The organism is Pseudoalteromonas thalassia, assembly GCF_049257215.1.
Lineage (GTDB): Bacteria > Pseudomonadota > Gammaproteobacteria > Enterobacterales > Alteromonadaceae > Pseudoalteromonas > Pseudoalteromonas lipolytica_C.
The window spans coordinates 465,683-487,358 of record NZ_JBMMUE010000001.1 but is presented as its reverse complement, the minus strand read 5'-3'; the positions used below and the strand labels follow the sequence as shown (position 1 = coordinate 487,358).

The following is a 21,676-nucleotide window of genomic DNA, read 5'->3' as shown; positions in this document are numbered from 1 at the left end:
TTAGAGAGTATTATTGTGCATTTCCATCAGCCAACCCAACATCCCCTCAGAGTTAAGTAGTCCGTGGCAAAGTATTGAATTCCAGTTATTACATGTACCTGTTTGTTCATCATACCTCTCTAAACAATCTTCAAGAGCCTCAATAACATCTACTTTCGTAACTTGCTTTCGCTTTGGTAGTGTTTGTATGACATTGGATGGTTTTATCTTTAATTTTACTAGCTGCCCTTTAAGCCACTTTTCAATACCAGATTTAATAACAATGCTGTGAGTGTGAAATTTGATTGATGCTATTTCAGGATGTTCAGGGCTTATAAATATCAACTTCAAATCAAAAAATTTAAAGTTATTACGGGGTGTTATCTTGCAACTCAGTAGTCTGTCAGATAGAAATTGATCATAGTATGGATGCAAAACTCTTGCCTGTGTAGCTTCGTCACCTTTCAAAGCGGAGCCTCGCTTTAAATTACAATCACAAGCTGGCACCAAATTTTTTGAAAAAATAGACCAAGCCTGATAATCGGCTTTTGGTAAAAGGTGATCTCTTGTAAACGGCTTAAACCCACCACACATAGGGCATACATCAGGCGATGAATTAGTAATTTTGTCGAGATAATCTATAGAGCCTGGTGGGGATGAATAATGTGAAAGTAGTCCTGCTTTTAACTTTTCACAAATTATAGGGCTTGTAATTAACCAAGGATTTCCACAGTTAATGTCATAGTCTTTGTAAGCCTGAGCAATTAATACCTTCTGTTTCTTCAACTCTGGGTATGATGTAAGTCCTAATTTATCATTCTCTGCTAACTTATCTAAATGACATAGATCCTTTACTATCACTGGAGTCAGCTTTTTCAATGTTCAAGTTCCTCAAACCTAGCTTTTAAATCCATCAAAACGCCTATTGATAGCTCATTTCCTAATTCACCCTCAACACCTTCAAAGCTTTTATGCTTAACTTTTTCAAAGATTTTATCGGTTAAACGGTTTTCAATGTCCTCATCAAAAACGAATTGTGAAATGGATTCTATATCAGCACCAAAAGTCCTTAACCTAGGCGTAGATATATTAATACCGCCTTCAGTATTAGCTGAAAAAATATGGACCTGCTCACGCCCAACCTCTCGAACAAAATAGGGTGAGTGTGTGGCTATAACTGCATAAGAACCAGTATGCTCTAAAATATAATCTAGCAATTCAATAAATTCACCCATAAAGTTAGGGTGCATATGTGTTTCAGGCTCATCTAAAACTATAAGAGTTCCATTTTCAATATATAAGCAACACTGTAAAGCAAATTGAAAAAACGTTAATTGGCCGCTACTTAGTGGAAAATAATTATCATTTATTTTAATTAATACCTGCTTACTTGTTTGGATGATTTCATTGGTTTTTAAGCCTTGCTCATAAAAGCCACTTGTTATTCCAAGCCTTTCTAGTGGATGATATTGCTCTTCATCAGCTTTAACATACAATGAGCCTACATCAATAACTTTTGATATTGCTCTCTTAAATAGATCAATTCTATACTCATCTCTTATCAAGTCTTCACTTCTAGATAGCTGTGCAAGTAGTGGTCCTATATAATTTCTTTCTCGAGCAGGAACATTATTATTTAAGTTAATTTTGCGATAAAAAGTTTTCTGGTTGTTCGCATATTCCCCAGGAAAAGTTGTACTAGCTTCACCTGGGCTTACAAGTGCAATCAGTCGATTCACCATTAATTTAGCTTCATCATGATTAATGTCTTTAAGCTTTGTTGAACTTGGCTCTTCTCGTTGTAAGATAGCTCGACATAGCTTGTTAAGTGTTAAACTTTTACCTAACCCATTTTTACCTATTAAAACATTAATTCTATGTGGAATAATTGGGTTTGAATCAACGCCAAAACGGAATTTAATTTTATGCTCATTTTGAAAACCATCTAATTGAAATTGAAGATCAAATTGATTGCTTATCGCTGAATAATTTTCAAACTCTACTCCAGCCAACAGGGTTTCAGCGTTATGGTAAGCGAAGAAAGCTTCCGAATTTCTCATAAAAGCTCTTCTAAAAACCGCTAACTGCGTTATTTTTTTGTATCTACGCTGCGCTTCCATAGACTTATCTTGCCCAAGAAACACTATATTATTCAATGAATTTAGAAAACGTTGAGCTTCTTCTACTCCCAATTCCTTTATAACTTTGCGATATTCTTGCATATTCGGAAAGTGGGTGAAAAAATCAAACTGACCACCATTTGATTTATACATTAAAGCTTTATCAATACTGCCTAATCGCTCATATTGTTCGTTATCTAAGGCGTTTAACTCAGACTCCGTTTCTACCTTAGGAATAAACCCAATAAGTAAATCACCTTCAATTGATACAGTATTCTCTTTAGACTGAGCTTTATATTTAGCATTTATCAAATAACCAAAGTCATTCCAGCTACTTGATTGTTGTATTAAAATCATTCCTGCTAAAGGGTTTGGTAAACTGTCCTTATTAGGAAACAGACAAACGTTATATGAGTTAGGTTCCATTTTATAATGCCAGCTCGACTATGGCGTCGGTGAGGTGAAGTTTAGTCGTTTGTTCGTCGGTTAAACGGGCTTTAAGTTGATCGCATAACGTCAATAGCACATCGACTTTATTAACTACCCTTTCAAATTCTTCGAGTGGTGGACAAGGAACTAAAACTTGGCTAAGTATTTCTAAGTTTATATTCTTTTGTGCGGTTGATGGGGCAAACTTTTCTAAATTAGCCTTTGCTGTTCGAATAAAATAATCGAAATACTTCGTTGGAATTTGAGGCTCAAAACATGTGTAACCCACTACGCTATCAGGAAAACAAGCATCAAAACCAAGAATTCCAGTATCAGCAATATTTGCTGCTATGGTGATACACAATGTACCTTTCGGCCAAAGTTGACTTTGTGCTAGACCTACTTCGTTATACATAGCTGTGTAGGTTTCTATAACTTCAACTGAGCGAGCAACATCACCGGTTTGAACTAAAGGGATAGTCCCGTTTTTATATAACTTTGGATCATTACGCGGGCGGTGCTTGGACTTTCCTCTAGCTAACTCACCTAAATCAGGTAGCCTACACCACTCCCACCCACTCGGTAACTCAAACGGCTTTTTTTCTTCGGTGATTGCAGGCAATGGTTTTTGCTTTTTGATTTTTTTGTCTTTAATCAGTTGGGATTTTTCTGCTGCTATGCGCTCTAGGAGTTTGGCGGCGGGTTCGTCGTTTGGGTTTTGTGGGACGAGTTTGCCCATTACTGCGAGTTGTAAAATGGTTTGTTTTAGCGTGTCGATGCTGGCGGTGGTGGTAAATAGCGTGTCGAAGTGCTTGCTTAAGCGTTGCCAGTTTTGTTGGAACTGTTCAGCAGCTTGTTCCGCTGTTGCTCCTTGCTCTGGTGTTTTTAGTAGGGCCTCTAACAGTACTTCAACTAATGTTTGATGTGCCGCAATACTATTTTCAGTTTGTGCCTCAAGCGCATCACACAAGCTCATTAGCTCTTCAACTTTAGCAACAATCCGCTTTTGCTCATTTATAGGAGCTAGAGGGTGTATGCTACATATTGCATCCTGAGTTCCTAGTCGCGGCATTTTTACGCCATACATTAATGAGCTAACGTAACTGATAAACGAAGGTGATTTTAAAAGACATCTTAAATACTCTGCTTGGATGGCTTTACTAGGCACTATAGCAACAATTTCAGTTGTACAAACTCCATCACTATCGGCAATAAGTACTTTATTCAAGTAAGGTCGTAATTTTCCGTATAAAACATCACCTTTTTGAAAAGTTGATTTATTTGATTTAGATTCTCGCTCTGAATACTGAGCACGATAAATTAATTTGGAAGTATCTTTTTCAATATCCTCTAAATCTAGCAACCAAGTAGTTTTATTTATTTGCTCAGGAGCCATATTTGGTCGCCCATTGTAATCAGCAACTGTGTTTAACCGTACCCAATTCCAGCTTTCAGGCAATTCAAACAGCTTTTCATCTTCACTGATTTCAGGCAGAACTTTTGGCTTTTTAATTTTTTTCTCTTTAACCAATTGCTCTTTTTCAGCGGCTATACGCTCCAGTAATACTGAGACTGGTTCGTCGTTTGGATCTTGTGGTACTAATTTGCCACGCACGGCGAGCTCTAAAATAAGTTCGCGGAGTTTTTTAATGCCATGAAGTGAAAACTTTTTAGATGAACCGCGCCCTGATGAAGATTTTTGCTCTATGGCAGTGGTCCAAATATCAAGATGCTCGGTGATTAGCTGCTCTGCGTTTGTGCTTGGTGTTTTATTATCAGCCATTACTTGCCCTCAGTATCTTTTGAAAGGGCTGCTGACAATATGCCTTTAAGCTGATCGCGTAATGCTTGTATGTCTGCTTGCTGCTTTGAGTAGTCGGCTAATAGCTCTTGTGGGTCGTGGCTTATTACCTCGCCTACATGCGGGTTTTTAATGTCGAGGTTGTAGTTACGGGCAATGATATCGTCGATTGATACTTTCCATGCTTGTTCGGTTTCAGTTCGGCTGGCAAAGCCGCCTGCCTCGTTGCCCCACCATTCGAGCTCCGTTTTAAACTCTTCAAACTTCATGGGTTTGGTTTTGTTGTAATTTTTAACCCCAGCTGGGTATGGGTGCTCGTAAAACCACACGTCTTTGGTTGGCGTGCCTTTGGTAAAAAACAGTATGTTGGTTTTAATACCGGTGTACGGGTTAAACACACCATTAGGTAAGCGTACTATGGTGTGTAAGTTACATTCCTCAACCAATAGCTTTTTAATTTTGGTTTTAACGCCTTCACCAAACAAGGTGCCGTCTGGCAATACAACTGCTGCTCGCCCTTTAGTATTGAGCACTTCTATAATGAGTTGTAAGAACAAGTCGGCTGTTTCGCGAGTTTGCATGTCGCTTGGGAAGTTTTTTTCTATACCGTCTTCTTCGGTGCCACCAAATGGTGGGTTGGTGATGATAACATCTACTTGGTCGTCCCAGCTTGAAAGCGATTTATTTAACGTATTCCCATGTTTAATTTGTACCGGTACCTCAATGCCGTGAAGCATCATATTAGTAGTACACAGTAAGTGCGGGAGTTGTTTTTTTTCTACGCCGTGTATTTGCTTTTGAAGTATTTGGTGGTCGTCGCCCGATTTAACATAGTTTGCTTTTACGTGGTCGAACGCACACGCTAAAAAGCCACCGGTACCACAAGCCGGGTCCATGATTGACTCGCCTAGTTTTGGGTCGGTTACTGCTACTATAAATTTAGTAATTGCGCGCGGAGTGTAGAATTCGCCCGCGTTGCCTGCGCTTTGTAAATCTTTTAATATTTGCTCGTACAGGTCGCCAAATAAGTGGCGCTCTTTTGAGTCGGTAAAGTCTATTTCGTTTAGTTTGTTGATCACCTGACGCAGTAGCGTGCCGTTTTTCATGTAGTTAAAGGCATCACTAAATGCCTCTTTAACTACATAGCCGCGTGGGTTTTTATCTATCGGCGCGGTTAGGTTTTTAAGTTCAATAAATAGCTTATCGTTTACAAACTCTAAAAGCTCATCGCCCGTAATGCCTTCGTTATCAGCAGCCCAATTGCGCCATAAAAATTGCTCGGGGATTGGCTCGCGGTAATCGTCTAATTCAAGCTCTAGCTCTTCTTCTTGCGCGTCGAATACTTTTAAAAAGAGTAGCCACGACATTTGGCCAAGGCGTTGTGCATCGCCATCGACACCGGCGTCTTTACGCATAATATCTTGAATAGATTTAATAGCTGAACTGATAGACATAATATTCTCTTGTTTGATTATTTTTATAAACAGCGGCTAAAAGCGAGTATGAAAGCTGTTTACTTTAAATAGTTTAATACTTTGCTGACGCTAATACATAGCATCGGCAATGATAAATTTAGGCTGTTTTAGGCGCTGGCATTTGGTAAATTTCGGCTTCGAGCTCTTTAAGTGCTTGCTCGTATTGTGGTTTGCCACCAAAGCCTTTTTTTACTATTTCACTTAGGCTACCAATTTCGTTAAACGGCGCCACTTTAAGTGCTTGCATAGACTCTATTTCTTGCACGCCTACATCGGCGTATTTTAACAGAAGGTTCTCTAGTACGGTGTGTGCGGTACCCGAATATTTAGTGAAATAGTTACGCTTTTGTACGTTATCTGCGCGCTCTTTACGGGTAAGGGGTGGTTGGTCATAAACAACATGGCAGATCATATCAAATGGGTCCATGTCTTTGCCTACTTCTTCCTCAAGCGCTGACCAAATGATGCCCTGTTCGGCAAGCTCATCGATAATAACTTGTTTACGATCTGACTCGTTCCAACGTTTTACAAACTCATCAAGTGAGCTGAACTGCTTACTCATAGTTTTGCGGGTGTAATCTTTAAATGATTCGGTAACGAGTTTACCGTCGGTATCGTAATACTGCACCCGTTCTGCCACTTTACTAACCGTAACACCTGATACGCGGTACTTAACCATTTTGTTTGTTTCATCTTCCCAATTGTCATCAAGCGTGCCATCGCCTTTGGGGTCATTAATAGAATCGGTTGTATCATCAACAGTTAAGTTATCGTCGAATACGCTATCAGGATGCTCTACATCGGTTATATCATCTTGTGATTCAAGATCAACGTCTTCGTCTTCAATGTCGGTGGGCGTTACTTTAATTACTTTTTCTGGTGTGCCATCAAAGCGTTCATCGCAAATAACTCAGTGGCTTTTTTAAAGTCGAGTATCGTAAACCATAGCTTGCCGTAGCGGTCGTCAATACGGGTACCACGACCAATAATTTGTTTAAACTTGGTCATTGATTGAATGTTTTGATCAAGCACTACTAGCTTACAGGTTTTGGCGTCTACCCCTGTGGTCATGAGTTCTGAGGTCGTGGCAATTACTGGGTATGGGCGTTTAGGGTTTATAAAGTTATCGAGTTGGCCTTTACCTAGTTCATCGTCGCCGGTGATCTTCATTACGTACTTATCGTTTTTAGCCATTTGCTCTGGGTTTAAGTTGGCAAGGGCGCGGCGCATACGTTCGGCGTGGTCTATGTCGTTACAAAACACAATGGTTTTAGCCATAGGGTCTGTACGCTTTAAATAGTTAGTAATGGTTTCGGCCACTAGCTGGGTGCGTTCGTCTATGACCATAGTGCGGTCAAAATCTTTTTGGTTGTATATGCGGTCTTGTATTAGTTCACCGTTATTATCAATCTGGCCTTTTGTTGGCCGCCAGCCTTGTAGGTCTACATCAAGATCAACACGTACCACTTTGTACGGTGCTAAAAAGCCATCTTCTATGCCCTCTTTAAGGGAATAGGTATAAGCAGGGTCGCCAAAGTAATCGGTGTTTGATACTTCGTCGGTTTCTTTTGGTGTTGCGGTTAAACCTACTTGAGCTGCCCCTTTAAAATAAGTAAGTATTTCGCGCCACGCGCTATCTTCACTTGCGCTACCACGGTGACACTCGTCAATAATAATTAGGTCGAAAAAGTCTGGTTCTACTTGCTTAAACGCTTTTTGAGATTCTTCTGGTCCTGTTAGCGCTTGATAAAGTGCTAAATGTATTTCGTAAGCAGGGTCGATTGTTCTGCCGGTAATTTTGGTCATTGACGTACCAAACGGCTGAAAGTCATTAATGCGAGTTTGATCTACCAATATGTTGCGGTCTGCTAAAAACAAGATGCGTTTTTTAGCACGTGATTTCCATAAGCGCCATATGATTTGAAACGCGGTATAAGTTTTACCGGTTCCTGTTGCCATAACAAGGAGTACGCGGTCTTTACCTGACGATATAGCCTCTACTGTTTTATTAATTGCTTGGAGCTGATAGTAACGCGGGTGTTTACCGCTACCATCGTCATAGTAAGATTGGTTGATTATAGGGAGTTGCGATTCAGCATAGCCCTTGTAAGCGCAATACTTAGCCCAAAGCTCTTGTGGTGATGGAAAATCTTCTAAGCGTATTTCGGTTTCGAGGTTATGCGCATCAGCCGTACCTAGCTTGGTTTTATCATGAAATATAAAGCCATCACCATTAGAGGCAAATATAAACGGCACATCAAGCAGCCTAGCGTAATCTAAGCCTTGTTGTAGACCTTTGCCTACTTCATGCTTATTCGCTTTAGCTTCAATAACAGCAAGCGGCATACTGGGTTTATGGTAAAGCACTATATCAGCAGATTTGACCGTTTTACGTACACCAAGTTGCCCACGGACGATTACTTTACCGTCACGTAGTTTAACCTCTTGGCGTATTTGGGTAATATCGTCCAAGCCTGCGGTTTTAACTGCGGGTAGAATGAACTTACTTATTATATCGGTTTCGCTGAGCTTTCTTTTATCCATAACTAACATTCCCTGCTATTTATCATCAGCTTAACCAACTGACGATAAAGTAATACTACGTTCAGTTATGCTATATAAAACAGTCAAAATTAGCAAAGATTAGAATTTATTAATCAAAGAATCTTAGAAGATTCTAATTTACAATATACAGCCATGTCTTTTGAGTAACTCCCTTACTCAAATTTTGATTAACCTTTATTGCTAAAAATTTTGAACTAAGTGCTCACTCCACCACTCCATCATCTCCCTTCTACGAGCTAGATATTGAGCTCGATTTTATGCTCGTCTAACCTCATTTTTATCAGTATGGGCCAATGCGCTTTCAATCAAATCAGGGTCGAAGCCCTTTTCATTCAGAATTGTACTACCTAAAGCTCTTAAGCCATGAGCGACTAGAATGTTTTGAAAGCCCATTCTTTTTAATGCTGCATTTGCCGTTTGTGGATTGGTATGAGTTCTAGGATTTCGGTCCGCAGGAAATATATATTCTAAATGAGCACTTATTGGTTTCATAAGCTCAAGTAAGTGTAGCGACTGCTTAGTTAAAGGAATTTTATGCTCCTTCCTTGCTTTCATTCTTTCTGCAGGAATAGTCCAAATTTCATTTCCAAAATCTATTTCAGACCATTTAGCACAAGCTGCTTCTGATGGCCTGCACAATGTGTGTAATTGCCACTCGATGAGGCATCGCGTTGTATATTTTATACTTGCACGATTTAATCGCTCTAATAATTCAGGTAATCTTTCTGGCTCAATGGTATTCATGTGATTACGTTTAGGAGACTGAAAGGCACTTTTAATTCCAGCTAATGGATTAGCATGGATAATTCCCGTATTAACGGCATACGTCATAATCTCATTTACACGCTGGCAAAGACGTCTTATTAGCTCATAAACTCCTCGGGCTGCTAAGGGTTGCATCACTTCAATAACCAAAGGAGCTGTTAAGTCTCTTATTGCTCTATCTCCTAATCTAGGAAATAAGTGGTTTTCTAAAGAACTCCATAAATCCTCAGCATAGCCTTCTGTCACAGTAGTCTTTTTTATTTCGAACCACTTTTGAGCCACCAGCCTAAAAGTGTTTTGAGCTTCGCTTATTTCAAATGCCTCAGCCTGTTTTTTGTGTTCTTTTGGATCAATGTTTTTTGCGAGTAATGTGCGAGCTTCTTCTCTTAATTGCCTAGCTTCTTTTAGAGTAATTAGTGGGTAAGTACCAAAGCTAATATTTGTTCTTTTTTTGGTATAGGGAGGACTATACCGAAAGATCCAAGATTTAGTTCCTGATGTGAGAACTCTTAAAATTAAACCTTCGCCATCTGATAACTCATAATTTTTATCTGATGCTTTAGCTCTTTTTATTTGAGTATCATTTAATCGAGTTGCTACTTTAGGCATTGTCTGCACCTGCTGAATGAGGTCACTTTCAACCTATAGCCCATGACTTTTAGCCTATCAATTTTGTGAGACACTCTATGGAACATCTTAACCCGAAAAGTGCGAAACAACGTAGAACTGTACAGATACAAAAAACCCCTCAAACCTAGAAGGTTTAAGGGGTTTCAGGTCGTCTTCGGTGGTAACCGAACACTGTATTGGTGGAGCTGGGGGGATTTGAACCCCCGTCCGAAAAGCCTCGACCTTTGGTACTACATGCTTAGTATCGTCTTTTAGTTAACCTTTACAGCTCGGACGAACACGATCTGCAAAGGCGAGGCCGCTTAGTTTTAGCCCTTCAACCCCGGCCAGGGTTTCCGCAGCGAGTCTGTGTAGGGTGACACTTCAGAACCGGGTCCACAGACATACACCGGAGAAGTGCTAGCGGGCTATTATGCCGCTAGAGCGTAGTTATCGTCGTTTGCGATTACTTTAAATTGCGGCTTTTTTACGAGGCCAACCGCACCTCGACATGCACCTCGGGCGTCTTGAATTCCGTCGAATCCTAATCAGCCCCTGAATTTGGTATCTCATTCAGAGTGTGCAAGCAGTATAACTGAGTAAGTCGTTTTTACTCAAGGCATTAATGAGGTTATTTTTGCTAAGTCCCTTTGAATGCTGAAATTTCAAACAGGAAATATCAGTTTTTATACATATTTTTACATTTAATGCATACATTATCTTAACATAGTACAAAAGTTGTGCTGAAATGGGGGTTGTTGTTACCTCTACTATAAAAATCCTGTAGCAACACATAACTATAATAACAAGCCGTATTTTACAGGACTTACTAAATGTCGATGTTTACCTTCGATAAGCAAAGTGGTGATGTCTCTTTGCAAGAACACCCACGAGATGCAGGTTTTCCTATCAATAGTGCACAATTGATAGAAGCGATTGAACAATCGCCTTATGCTAATTTTGAGTTAGTAGATGCCAATATCGGCAAGCTATTCACGCCAAGTAGCCATTACCAAACTCAGTCTTTGATTGTTGCCAAAGCTGTAGATGCACAGTTAAAAATTAGCATTGATGAAAAAAACATGGTGGTTGAAGCAAGTATAACAACTGCCCGCGGTGGAAAAATTATCAGCATGGACTGTGCTAAAGCAATGCTGGCTGAAGCCGGTGTTGTAAAAGGTATTAGTATCCGAGCGCTTGATACATTTTTAGGGCAACAATTTAAACAGCCCCCCGGCGCCCATTACTCCGCTATTATTGCACATGGCAGAATGCCCAAAGAAGGCACTGATGCTAAATTCGTGCGTTTATGCTCAACAGCACAAGACCGCGTATTAAGCCCACAAGAAACCACTGGCGGTAAAGTGGATATGCGCAACTTAGGTGCCATTATCACAGTTAAGCCTGGGACGCCGTTAATGCAGCGAGTTCCTGCAACCGGTGGAGAAGATGGCTTTACTGTATTTGGTGATGTTTTACCCGCTAAACCCGGAAAAGATCTCCCTCTTGAACCATTCGAAGGCACACGAATTGACCCAGCTAATAGCAATATGCTGATCGCGGATGCTAAAGGGGTGCCTGTTGCCCTACCCCGTGGTATGCGTGTTGATGATGTATTGTGTTTTCATCATGTTGATGTAAGTACAGGTCATGTTGAGTTTGATGGCAGTGTTATTATTAGTGGTGATGTTAAAGATGGTATGTTCGTTAAAGCAACGGGCGATGTTACAGTCTTAGGTTTTGTCGAATCAGCGACTATTGAAAGCAAGAGCGAAGTGACAATTATGCTAGGTGCGATTGGTCGTAAACGTGATAATGCAGATTCCTTTACTTGCAATATTACCGCCGAGCGCACTATTTCTGTTGGTTATGCTCAATATTGCCACATTAAAACACAGCAAGATCTGTTTATAGAGCGCCAAGCATTACACTGTGATTTAAGTGCTAGACGACTTATTCGTGTGGGCAAAGCGAACAATCCTCGCGGTAAAATTATTGGTGGCAATATTTTAGATGCTATGCGAATTGAAACAGGCGAGCTTGGTGCGCCATCAGGCACCAAAACTCGTGTTTTTATAGCGCAGTACTGGCATGATTTACGCCAAAAGCAGCAACAAATTAATGACTTTGAAAAGTTATTAGCAACAAAAGCCGCTGCCCTACAGCAAGCACGCAAAAAAGCCAACAAGATCCCAGATGCAACACAACGGGCTCATTACATTAATAAGATTACTGCAAGTGAGCAGCAAATTAAGTTAAAAACGGCCAGTACGAAAAAGAAAAAGCATTTGGTCAAACTAAAAATTTCACGGTTACTAGCAACAAGCAGGCTTAAAGTAAATGAGTTGATGCACCCAGGGGTGGAGCTTAAGATTGCACAAGAGAGTAAACAGTTTTCACGTATCTACCCTCCTAATATGCTGCGCTATGTTGAAGGAAAAATTACTCAGTCGTTTTAGCGGCTGAGTCTTGTTCTTCTTCAGTTACTTCGGTTTCTGGTAGCGGCCAACCACCAAGTTGCTGCCAGCGATTAACGATCAAACAAAATAGCTCGGCTGTGCGTTCGGTATCATAAAGCGCTGAGTGAGCTTGTTTGTTATCAAACTCAATACCAGCAGCTCTACACGCTTTGGCTAAAACGGTTTGCCCTAATGCAAGCCCTGCAAGTGAGGTGGTATCAAAGCTAACAAATGGATGAAATGGTGTACGCTTAATTTTACAACGCTCAATCGCTGCATTTAAAAAGCCGTGATCAAACGCTGCGTTATGTGCTACAACCACTGAACGCTGACAACCTGCTGCTTTTTGTGCCTTGCGCACAACTTTACAGATCTCTTTAATCGCTTCTTCTTCTGGTACAGCACCACGTAAAGCTGAAAACGGATCAATACCATTAAACTCAATAGCCGCTTGCTCGATATTCGCGCCTTCAAATGGCTCAACATGAAAATGAACTGTGTGATCAATACTTAACACACCATGTTCATCCATTTTTAATACAGATGCGGCAATTTCTAATAGCGCATCGGTGTCTTTATTAAAGCCTGCAGTTTCAACATCAATCACAACAGGAAAAAAGCCACGAAAGCGTTTTGCGAAAAGAGTTTGTTCAGTATTTTCCATAGTCTTCTTGGTTTGCCAGTGTAAGCTGGCTATTATGTCAAAAACCACGGCTGCTCTGCTAGGGGTAATACACTGAAATCGTATATTCTTAACAAGTTTTTAGGCACATTATTTGCTTTAAACTAATCAGCTAGCGCTGTGCTATGCAGTTTTAACTATTTAGCACACAAACTTGCCAATTAATTGGCATTGATGATTTGTTGGAGATTTACCGTGATGAAGTTTTCATTACTCCCTTTAAGTTTAAGCCTTATGTCGCTATTTGCTGCCACACATACAAGCGCAGCTATGCGTGAGTACACTGCAACAGCAGATACTTCTAACTGGAATATGGTTAAAACATCTCGCTTAGAATGCCAATTAAATCATGAAGTTCCTTACTATGGTGAGGCTATTTTTAGCACCACGGCCAGTAAAAATAAAGACGTTAACTTTAATCTTGATATGGTTGTTAGGCCAGATAACTACAGCATTGCTGGCTTAAAAGCAGTGCCACCACACTGGCGTGCAGGCACCCCAGCCCGTGATTTAGCTAATATGAAGCTGTTACGAAAGTTTGACGGCGAACTGGGTAATAAAACTGCGTGGGAGATGCTCACAGAACTTGAAAAAGGTTACCAACCGACATTTTATTACCAAGACTGGCAAAACAGTGCCGACAAAATTGCCGTTGGCTTATCAAGTGTTAACTTCAAGCAAGCCTACTGGGCATTTTTACAATGTCGCGATGCCATGTTGCCCTACAGTTTCGAAGATATTTCGTTCACTGTAATGAATTACGAACCAAACAGCAGCAACTTAACTAAGACATCGCAAAAGCGCTTGGAGAAAATAGCTGAATACTTAAAGTACGATACGAGTATTGCCTCTATATCAATCTCGTCTTACACCGATAGTTACGGCGGCCGCTGGAATAACCTCGAATTATCTAAAAAGCGCGCAAAAGCGATTAAAGACTATATAGTTAGCTTAGGTATTGATGAAAATAAAATTGATACTGAAGGATACGGTGAAAAACGCCATGTTGCCAGTAACGACAACATTCTTGGCCGGAACACAAACCGCCGTTTAGTGATTCAAATTGCTAAAATGTAGTAGCCGCTATTGCGGCTACTCGCTTTAACCCATTTCTAATGGCTTGATACCTTTAAAACGTTTTATCCATTTATCGCCAAACTGGAAGAACGCTAGGCTTATCATAATAACCGTTGCACCAATTACCAGCTCTTGATCAATTGGTTCATCGTTTAATAAGCCACCTATAGCAATTGCAAAGCTCGGTGTGATCAACGTTGTTAATGCTACTGTACTCGCGTTCAATTTTTGCAATACATGAAAATAAGCCAGCGCACCAATTAATGAACCAAACACGCCTAAGTAAACAATTGAGTACAGTGATTTTGCGCTCCACATCTGGCTATTAAGTTGGCCATCTACCAGCAACCAAGTAATAAAAAACAGTGGCGTTACAAATACTAAAGCACCAAATGTGGTGGCCATTGGGTGAATAGCAATTCTTACCCGTTTGATCATCACGCCACTTAAACTAAAAAAGCACACTGCCATAAATACATATAGCAGACCACTAAGCTGCTCTACCCCACCTTGAATATGGCGCTGACTCACTAAAAATAAGCCAATTAAGGCGCAACCAAGTGCCGCAAGCTTAACCGCACTGAACTTAGGTTCGTTCAAGATCTTTTGCGCAAGTAAACCCGACAAAATTGGCGCAAGGCCAAACATCAACGAGATTAACCCTGAAGGCACCGTTTTAGCGGCCATGTAGCTTAATAACATGCCACCAAAAATACCAATGCTCGAATAGCCATAGAGGAACAAAGCGCGGCGATGCCAAGGCACTCGGATATTAGCCACAGCAACGACAAAGGCAGCCAACACCAGTCCCACCAGCATGCGTAAAAACACGGCTAGGGTCGGCGCTACCGTTTCACTACTCCAAACAATACCCAGTGGTGTTGTTGACCAAATCACCACCATTAAAAAATATGAGGCTTTAACAGGCACAAGCTTATTCCTTTAAAAAGGCGAAAAAAGCGGAAGAGAATTTAAAAGAGAAATAACCAACCGCTTAGGACGCGGTTAGTAAAACTTACTTAATTAACCGCAGCACATAACAGACCATACGACTGATGAGGTCAGGCGCATACAATTGTTTGTTGGTCGTTGGTTTAGCTGCATCATGGTATTTAAAAAGTAAGTTGAAGAAGCTTAAGAATCCACCCAAATGGTGATTTTGTCAACACTAAAACTCAGACAATTTTCCATAAAGTTTCTAGGCGTTTTCAACGGCCTGTTTGCACATGTAAATCATAAGTTACATTTAATTTCTTTGATTTATAACAAAACTATTTAAGTTTTGTTAAACAAGTTATATCTTGCTTGCCTCTCACGAAGTTTAAGGGGCAAAAAGTGCTTAAAAATAAAACAATAGGTAGCATGTTAATTGTTGCTGGCACCACCATAGGTGCAGGGATGCTGGCATTGCCTATCGCCTCAGCAGGGCTTGGTTTCACAACAGCGTTATCACTTATCTTACTTACATGGATTTTAATGACCTACACAGCATTATTGATGCTAGAGCTACATCAATATGCCGACAGAGACGCAACCCTCAATACCTTAGCTAAATCATGGTTAGGTAAACGTGGACAATGGGTGGCTAACTTTTCAGTGATGTTTTTGTTTTACGCATTATGCGCGGCGTATATCGCAGGTGGCGGTGCACAATTACAAGAAAAGCTTAACTCTGGTTTATCGCTTTCTTTAGCGCCGCAAGTTGGTTCAGTCATTCTGGCTGTGGTAATTGGTACGGTGGTTACGCTCGGCACTAGTAAAGTTGATAAACTTAACCGCGTACTTTTCACTATAAAGGTATGCGTACTAGCGAGCTTATTTTATATGCTGACACCATATGTTCACGGTCAGCACTTACTTGAAATGCCGATTGAACAAGGTCTGATTTTATCTGCAATTCCAGTGGTATTTACTTCATTTGGTTTTCATGGCTCTATTCCGTCGATTGTGAAATACGTGGGTTTAGATATCAAAACACTTCGTAAAGTGATGGTGGCAGGTGCAGCCCTGCCTTTAGTGATTTACATTTTTTGGCAGTTACTTAGCCAAGGCATGATGAGTCAAAGCGACTTGCTACAAAGCCAAGGGTTACCTGGATTCGTAAGCAGTGTCGCTAGCATTGCTCACAGCCCACATGTTGCCACAGCAGTAAACATTTTTGCTGATTTAGCGTTGGCCACGTCTTTCTTAGGGGTGAGTTTAGGCTTATTCGACTTTTTTGCTGATGCATTTAAAAAAGGTGATGGCAGTAAAGATCGTATCAAAACAGCCTTGATCACCTTTATTCCACCGCTTGGTTTTGCGCTATTCTACCCGCAAGGGTTTATTATGGCGCTTGGCTACGCCGCCATTGCGCTGGTTATTTTAGCGGTGTTTTTACCGGTTGCTATGGTCTATAAGCAACGAAGCAACAAACCAGATGCGGGTTACCAAGTTAAAGGCGGTAATATTGGTTTAGCACTGGCCGCCCTGTTTGGTGTGCTTATTATTAGTGCTCAAGGTTTACAAATGGCGGGGCTTATTCCAGCTATTGGTTAAACAACTAATCAAATCAAAAAAGCACCCGAGGGTGCTTTTTTTGTGTCTGGTTTAAGGTGAAATTAAAAAACCATCGCCTTACCGCGGCCAGATGCTTCAGAGGCCGCATCTAATTTACCGTCTTTATTAATGATCACATGTAAATCACCAAAATGGCGCTCATCAAGTGTATAACCCATTTTCTCAAGGGCTTTAACAACTTTTGGTTCAAGACCTGTGTGGTATCTAATCACATTTTTAGGCCATAACTGGTGATGAAAACGAGGACTATCTACAACCTGCTCGGCGGTCATATCAAATTCAATGGCATTTAAAATAGACTCATACACAGAGCTAATAATCGTGGTGCCACCCGGCGAGCCAGTTACCATTTTAACTTTGTTATCTTGAAGTAGAATGGTCGGTGTCATTGAGCTTAGCATGCGTTTATGTGGTTGAATTTCGTTAGCTTTACCACCAATTGCACCAAATACATTCATCACACCTGGCTTGGCACTGAAGTCATCCATTTCATCATTCAAAATAAATCCTGCGCCAGAAACAACAACGCCACTCCCAAAGCTCAAGTTTATCGTCGTGGTATTCGCTACCGCATTGCCCCACTTATCTAGAATAGAAAAGTGCGTTGTTTGTTCACTTTCGTGTAAACCAGGTTTGATGTTCTCGGTAGTTGAAATGGCATCTGGACGAATTGTACTTGCTCGCTTGGCGAGATAGTCATCTGCAAGCAATGCAGTTTTTGGCACTTCATAAAAATCAGGGTCGCCTAAATATTCAGCTCTGTCGGCGAATACGCGTTTACCTACTTCAGCCAAAATATGGACATAGGTTGTTGAATTGTGCTCAAGTGTTCCTTTTGGCTTTGCAAGGTCGTACATTTTTAGCCACTGTAAAATAGCAATACCACCTGAACTTGGTGGTGGCGATGTGAGCACTTCGTAACCACGCCAGTTACCCTTAATTGGTGTACGCGATTTAGCTTCATAAGCTTTTAAGTCTTGCTCAGTAATAATGCCACCATGTTGCTTCATAAACGTCGCAATGATTTTCGCAGTCTCACCTTCGTAAAAGCCTGCTTTACCTTGGTCACGAATACGCTTTAATGTGGCGGCAAGTTCAGGCTGCTTGAAAACCTTGTTTGCTTTGGCATCAGCAAAGTAATCTGAAAAGTTAATGTTAACCGACTTCTTAGCCATTCGCGCAATGTAACGCTCAATACTGGCGGCTAATTTTGGATGAACCACAAAACCTTGCTCTGCTAACTTAACTGCAGGCTCTAGCAGAGTTTTCCACTCTAAACTGCCGTGCTTTTGATGCGCAAGCCACATACCTGCAACACTGCCCGGTACACCACTTGCGTGAATACCGTATACCGACATGTTATCGATGACATTTCCTTTTTCATCAAGATACATATCTCTGTGTGCAGCAGCTGGAGCCGTCTCACGGTAATCAATAAAATCACCCTTGCCATCTTTTTGGATCAGCATAAAACCGCCACCGCCAATATTACCGGCTTCAGGTAAAGTAACTGCTAATACGAACTGTGCAGCAATTGCTGCATCAACTGCATTACCCCCCTGCTCTAAAATGGCACGAGCGGTGTCGCTGCTGTAACTATCAGGCATAGCCACAGCTGCTTGCTTAGCAAGTAGTGACTGATGACAAAATAATACGGCTACGAAACATAATCGCACTGCATACTTAACTATATGAGTCATAGAACTTCCTTTTTTATTGATGAAACTTTCACCCATTTACGCATGTTAAAGCTGGTTGGGTCAATCAGTTGTGTTCAAATGGTGTTAATTGCTCTTTTGGACAAGAGTAGAGCACCGCAGGTAATTTGCCGTGCTCATCTGTATGGTTATAGTTTTTAATAAATTTAAGCCCGAGCTTTTCCATCACTTTAATAGAGCCGATGTTATCCTTCAGTGCTGTTGCTGAGAGCGATTTAACTGTTGGATCCTGACATACCGCATGGGCAACAGCTAATGCAGCCTCAGACGCATAACCTTTGCCCCAGCTAATTTGTTTAAAGCGCCAACCAATTTCTAAATCACTGTAATCAGGCTGTTCAAAAAAGCCCATAGGCCGTACTAATACCCAGCCGATAAATGTATTGCTCTCGATGATATTTACCTGCCAAAGCCCCCATCCTTTTTGCTCATTACGATATGCATCCAAGCGTGGAATGAATACCTCTTTGATAGTCTGCATACTGGATATTTTGCCACGAGTTAGATATTTCATTACCTCTGGGTCGTTATCGAGCTCATATAAAAGCTCGGCATCATTGCCATCCATTAATCGAAAACTTAAACGTGTTGTTCTAGCTATGTTCATTTTTATTTGTTTATACTGCTTGTGGAGTTGGATAACCATTAGAGAAAATTATGAAAAAATTAGCAAGCTTAGTTTTATTAGGCTGTATAGCCTTAACAGGATGTGACGATGCCGAGCAAGCAAAGAAAGATGCCAGCGAAGCAAAAGAAGAAGTAAAGCAAGCTCTTAATGACGCTTGGGGCGACGTAAAAGACGCCACCAATGAGTTTAATGATGACTCGCTGCAAGAATTACTCGAAGAGAGTAAAAAAATGGGCTTAAACATGTATGACGACGGTAAAGAAATTGCCTTAGACGCATGGATTGAGAGCAAAGAAGCAGCAGGTGAACTTACCGAAAAAACCAAGCAAAAAGCCAAGGAGCTAGCTGAACAGCTAAAAGAAGTGCGTGAACAACGCGAGCAAGAAAAAAATAATTAATAAAAAGGGCAAGTATTTACTTGCCCTTTTTTGTTAGTAATTAAAGCTCAAATTCTTTTTTGAATTTTAAGCCAAATTCGCTGCGGTCGTTGCTGCGCATCACGCCAACAAAGCCAGATTGTTGTAAGCGACCTACATCATAAACTTCGTTTAACACGTTCTCACCGTAAAGAGTCACTTCAAAGTCACCGTTCGGGTTTAAGTAAGAGATGTTAAAGCCAACTAATTCACGCGAATCAATGTGTTCACTTTGGTTGAAAACTGATTGACCTTGCATATCGCTACGGTAAGAGTAGTTTGCGTTTACTGCCACTGTGCCACCGTTACTTAAATCAATGAAATAAGAAGGTGCGACCATCACAGTCCAACGTGGTGTTAGTGCTGGTGAATCACCTTTACCAATACCTAATACACCGTCATCTACTTCTGTGATTTCTGAATCTAGGTAACCAATAGCACTACGTAGCGTAAAGTCATCAGTAAATGCAATTGTTGTCTCAAGCTCGATACCTTGTGCTTTAGATTCACCCGCATTTTCTACGATAGTAACGAAACCGCCACCTGCAGTTGGATCTGAGAATGGTAATGCAAGGTCTGTGTAGTCAGTAACAAACACTGCAAGCATCATAGATATATCTTCATGTACCTGACCTTTAAGGCCTAGCTCATAGTTAATAGCTTTTGTTTCATCGAAAGAAACAAATTGATCAGGACCACCAAATGGACGCGGTGGGAAACCACCTGTTTGATAACCTTTTTGGATTTGGCCATACACGTTCATGTTATTGCTAAGCTGGTACGACGCATTTAAATCCCATGTTACTGCATCAAAATCAGCACTTACGTATTTACGTGTCGCAAACGTTGGGAACAAGGCATCGGCTTCTTTTTTATCTTTCGAATAACGTAGACCACCACCCACCGTTAAATCGTCGCTTAGGTCATAGCTTGCATTGATATAAGCCGCGTATGAGTTAGTCTCTTGGTTGATATCAAAGTAACCGTAATCACCAAACGACGCGGTAGTACCATCATTTAAAAGGCCATCTGGTGTGTTGAATGGGCTAAATACAAACGGACCAGAACTTGTGAAGCCATCTTCATTAAAGAAGTACAAACCAGACACAAAGTCCATGTTATCGAAGCTACCGTTTAATTGGATTTCGAATGAATATTGATCTGCACCACCTTCTTCAGGGAATTCAGATAAGTTAAGAGCTACAGCGTCATCATCAAGACCACCTTCATACTCTGAGCTACGGTAGCTGGTGATGAACTTAGCTGTGTAGGTATTATTGATGTCCCAATCAGCGGTTAAAGACGTGCCCCAGCCTGAGTAAGCTGTCGACTCAATACCTGCTACCGTTGATGCTAAATCATCAGGATCGCTTGGTAACATATCTTCTGTTAGTAATGGGAAATCACCATTGAATGGGTCATTCGGATCCAGTGGCGCTGTTAATTCAATTGTGTATGGTGATTGGCCTGATTCGTTATCAACACCATCAATTGAGAACACAAAAGATAAGTCGCTGCTTGCTTGCCATTTAAGCGCCATACGACCGCTTAACTCTTGCTCTTCACCGATTTCTTTTTCTGGGTTAGCAAGTTTAATCGCTTCACCTACACCATCGCGTTGCTTATAAGACACGCTTGCAGACATGCTTACAGTGTCGGTGAGGCTGTTATTAAAGTAAACGTCACCCGCTAAACGGCCACGGCTACCTACTTTTGCCGTTGTCGTTACAATGCCTTCATCACCTGGTTGCTTAGTAATAATATTTACAGCACCACCTAATGTGTTACGACCGTACAAAGTACCTTGTGGACCACGTAACACCTCTACACGCTCAACATTTGGTAATGATAAGTTTGAGCCCATTTGGCGACCAAGGTAAACACCGTCTAGGTAAACACCCACGCCCGGATCAGTTGTGATCACGTGGTCTTGTAAACCAATACCACGAATAAACACGGATGCATGGGCCGCATTACCTACACCATAACGGGTGATGTTTAGGTTAGGTACGTATTTACCAATGTCTTCTAGGTTGCTCATGTTTGCTTTATCAATCAGGTTTTCACCGATTGATGTCACCGCTGTTGGCGACTCAAAAATGCTTTCTGTACGCTTACGCGCTGTTACTTCGATTTTCTCGAAAGCATCTTGTTTAGCAGAGGTTTTTTCTTGCTCAGCAAACGCTGAAGTAGATAATGCAGCAACAATGGCCACAGTTAACTGTGAGAGATGACGTAATTTCAATTAAAACTCCAAAGGATACCGTGTGTGTATTTTCGCCCATAAATTTCAGGCATAAAAAAAGACGCTTAGCTATAAGCATCTTTCCTCTGGAAGGGCATTATATGTCAGTTTTGTGAAAACATGTATAATTATTTTATTTTTTATTAATT

13 protein-coding genes, 1 other RNA gene and 2 pseudogenes are annotated in these 21,676 nt (G+C 40.9%); 4 read left to right on the top strand and 12 right to left on the bottom strand.

Annotation, left to right across the window (positions count from 1 at the left end):
• From AAEU31_RS02305 to ssrA, 7 genes and pseudogenes are all read right to left on the bottom strand, one after another.
• Nucleotides 1-858, bottom strand: a complete 858-nt coding sequence (locus AAEU31_RS02305; protein ID WP_421966282.1) for a hypothetical protein — start codon at nt 856-858, stop codon at nt 1-3.
• Nucleotides 855-2,525: an AAA family ATPase gene (locus tag AAEU31_RS02300; RefSeq protein WP_421966281.1), complete on the bottom strand. Its 1,671-nt coding sequence runs from the start codon at nt 2,523-2,525 to the stop codon at nt 855-857. The genes AAEU31_RS02305 and AAEU31_RS02300 overlap by 4 nt, the downstream gene beginning before the upstream one ends.
• Nucleotide 2,526: 1 nt before the next feature.
• On the bottom strand, nt 2,527-4,311 hold the full coding sequence (locus tag AAEU31_RS02295) for a restriction endonuclease subunit S (RefSeq protein ID WP_421966280.1): 1,785 nt from the start codon (nt 4,309-4,311) through the stop codon (nt 2,527-2,529).
• The gene (locus tag AAEU31_RS02290) at nt 4,311-5,783 is read right to left on the bottom strand and encodes an N-6 DNA methylase (RefSeq protein WP_421966279.1); all 1,473 of its coding nucleotides are present in this window, start codon (nt 5,781-5,783) and stop codon (nt 4,311-4,313) included. The genes AAEU31_RS02295 and AAEU31_RS02290 overlap by 1 nt, the downstream gene beginning before the upstream one ends.
• 118 nt (nt 5,784-5,901) lie before the next feature.
• Nucleotides 5,902-8,348 (bottom strand): annotated as a pseudogene (gene hsdR / locus AAEU31_RS02285) (EcoAI/FtnUII family type I restriction enzme subunit R).
• Between the two features lie 201 nt (nt 8,349-8,549).
• Nucleotides 8,550-9,743, bottom strand: a pseudogene (locus tag AAEU31_RS02280) (integrase domain-containing protein).
• 198 nt (nt 9,744-9,941) lie between these two features.
• Nucleotides 9,942-10,299: a transfer-messenger RNA gene (ssrA, locus tag AAEU31_RS02275) on the bottom strand.
• Nucleotides 10,300-10,576: 277 nt separating this feature from the next.
• Between ssrA and AAEU31_RS02270 the strand changes: the two genes are divergently transcribed.
• Entirely contained in the window at nt 10,577-12,202 is a 1,626-nt protein-coding gene (locus AAEU31_RS02270) for a flagellar assembly protein A (protein ID WP_421966277.1), read from the top strand.
• On the opposite strand, the gene rnt is transcribed toward AAEU31_RS02270, so the two are convergent.
• Nucleotides 12,186-12,866 carry a ribonuclease T gene (gene rnt / locus AAEU31_RS02265; RefSeq protein ID WP_135924092.1) on the bottom strand — a complete coding sequence of 227 codons (681 nt, stop codon included), beginning with the start codon at nt 12,864-12,866 and terminating at the stop codon, nt 12,186-12,188. The genes AAEU31_RS02270 and rnt overlap by 17 nt on opposite strands.
• Before the next feature lie 216 nt (nt 12,867-13,082).
• Here rnt and AAEU31_RS02260 point away from each other — a divergent pair, with 216 nt between their 5' ends.
• Nucleotides 13,083-13,961: a flagellar protein MotY gene (locus AAEU31_RS02260; protein WP_421966310.1), complete on the top strand. Its 879-nt coding sequence runs from the start codon at nt 13,083-13,085 to the stop codon at nt 13,959-13,961.
• Between the two features lie 24 nt (nt 13,962-13,985).
• Here the strand turns inward: AAEU31_RS02260 and AAEU31_RS02255 are convergent, their stop codons facing one another.
• Entirely contained in the window at nt 13,986-14,891 is a 906-nt protein-coding gene (locus AAEU31_RS02255; RefSeq protein WP_135924091.1) for a DMT family transporter, read from the bottom strand.
• Between the two features lie 405 nt (nt 14,892-15,296).
• Between AAEU31_RS02255 and AAEU31_RS02250 the strand changes: the two genes are divergently transcribed.
• On the top strand, nt 15,297-16,499 hold the full coding sequence (locus tag AAEU31_RS02250; RefSeq protein WP_421966276.1) for an aromatic amino acid transport family protein: 1,203 nt from the start codon (nt 15,297-15,299) through the stop codon (nt 16,497-16,499).
• A 62-nt stretch (nt 16,500-16,561) separates the two neighbouring features.
• Here the strand turns inward: AAEU31_RS02250 and ggt are convergent, their stop codons facing one another.
• Together ggt and AAEU31_RS02240 are read right to left on the bottom strand one after the other, a co-directional pair.
• Nucleotides 16,562-18,220, bottom strand: coding sequence for a gamma-glutamyltransferase (ggt, locus tag AAEU31_RS02245; RefSeq protein ID WP_421966275.1), 1,659 nt, complete (start codon nt 18,218-18,220; stop codon nt 16,562-16,564).
• A gap of 64 nt (nt 18,221-18,284) precedes the next feature.
• Entirely contained in the window at nt 18,285-18,851 is a 567-nt protein-coding gene (locus AAEU31_RS02240) for a GNAT family N-acetyltransferase (protein WP_421966309.1), read from the bottom strand.
• A 44-nt stretch (nt 18,852-18,895) separates the two neighbouring features.
• On the opposite strand from AAEU31_RS02240, the gene AAEU31_RS02235 reads away from it, so the two are divergent.
• Complete coding sequence (locus AAEU31_RS02235) at nt 18,896-19,264, top strand: hypothetical protein (RefSeq protein WP_421966274.1); 369 nt, start codon at nt 18,896-18,898, stop codon at nt 19,262-19,264.
• Nucleotides 19,265-19,304: 40 nt separating this feature from the next.
• Here AAEU31_RS02235 and AAEU31_RS02230 read toward each other — a convergent pair whose 3' ends face one another.
• Nucleotides 19,305-21,527, bottom strand: coding sequence for a TonB-dependent receptor (locus AAEU31_RS02230; protein ID WP_421966273.1), 2,223 nt, complete (start codon nt 21,525-21,527; stop codon nt 19,305-19,307).
• Nucleotides 21,528-21,676: the final 149 nt, after the last annotated feature.

Excerpts from the sequence above, each read along its gene's own strand:
- AAEU31_RS02235 (WP_421966274.1), top strand. The coding sequence starts at position 18,896 with ATGAAAAAATTAGCAAGCTTAGTTTTATTAGGCTGTATAGCCTTAACA.
- ggt (WP_421966275.1), bottom strand. The coding sequence starts at position 18,220 with ATGACTCATATAGTTAAGTATGCAGTGCGATTATGTTTCGTAGCCGTA.
- AAEU31_RS02300 (WP_421966281.1), bottom strand. The coding sequence starts at position 2,525 with ATGGAACCTAACTCATATAACGTTTGTCTGTTTCCTAATAAGGACAGT.
- AAEU31_RS02270 (WP_421966277.1), top strand. The coding sequence starts at position 10,577 with ATGTCGATGTTTACCTTCGATAAGCAAAGTGGTGATGTCTCTTTGCAA.
- AAEU31_RS02260 (WP_421966310.1), top strand. The coding sequence starts at position 13,083 with ATGAAGTTTTCATTACTCCCTTTAAGTTTAAGCCTTATGTCGCTATTT.
- rnt (WP_135924092.1), bottom strand. The coding sequence starts at position 12,866 with ATGGAAAATACTGAACAAACTCTTTTCGCAAAACGCTTTCGTGGCTTT.
- AAEU31_RS02295 (WP_421966280.1), bottom strand. The coding sequence starts at position 4,311 with ATGGCTGATAATAAAACACCAAGCACAAACGCAGAGCAGCTAATCACC.
- AAEU31_RS02290 (WP_421966279.1), bottom strand. The coding sequence starts at position 5,783 with ATGTCTATCAGTTCAGCTATTAAATCTATTCAAGATATTATGCGTAAA.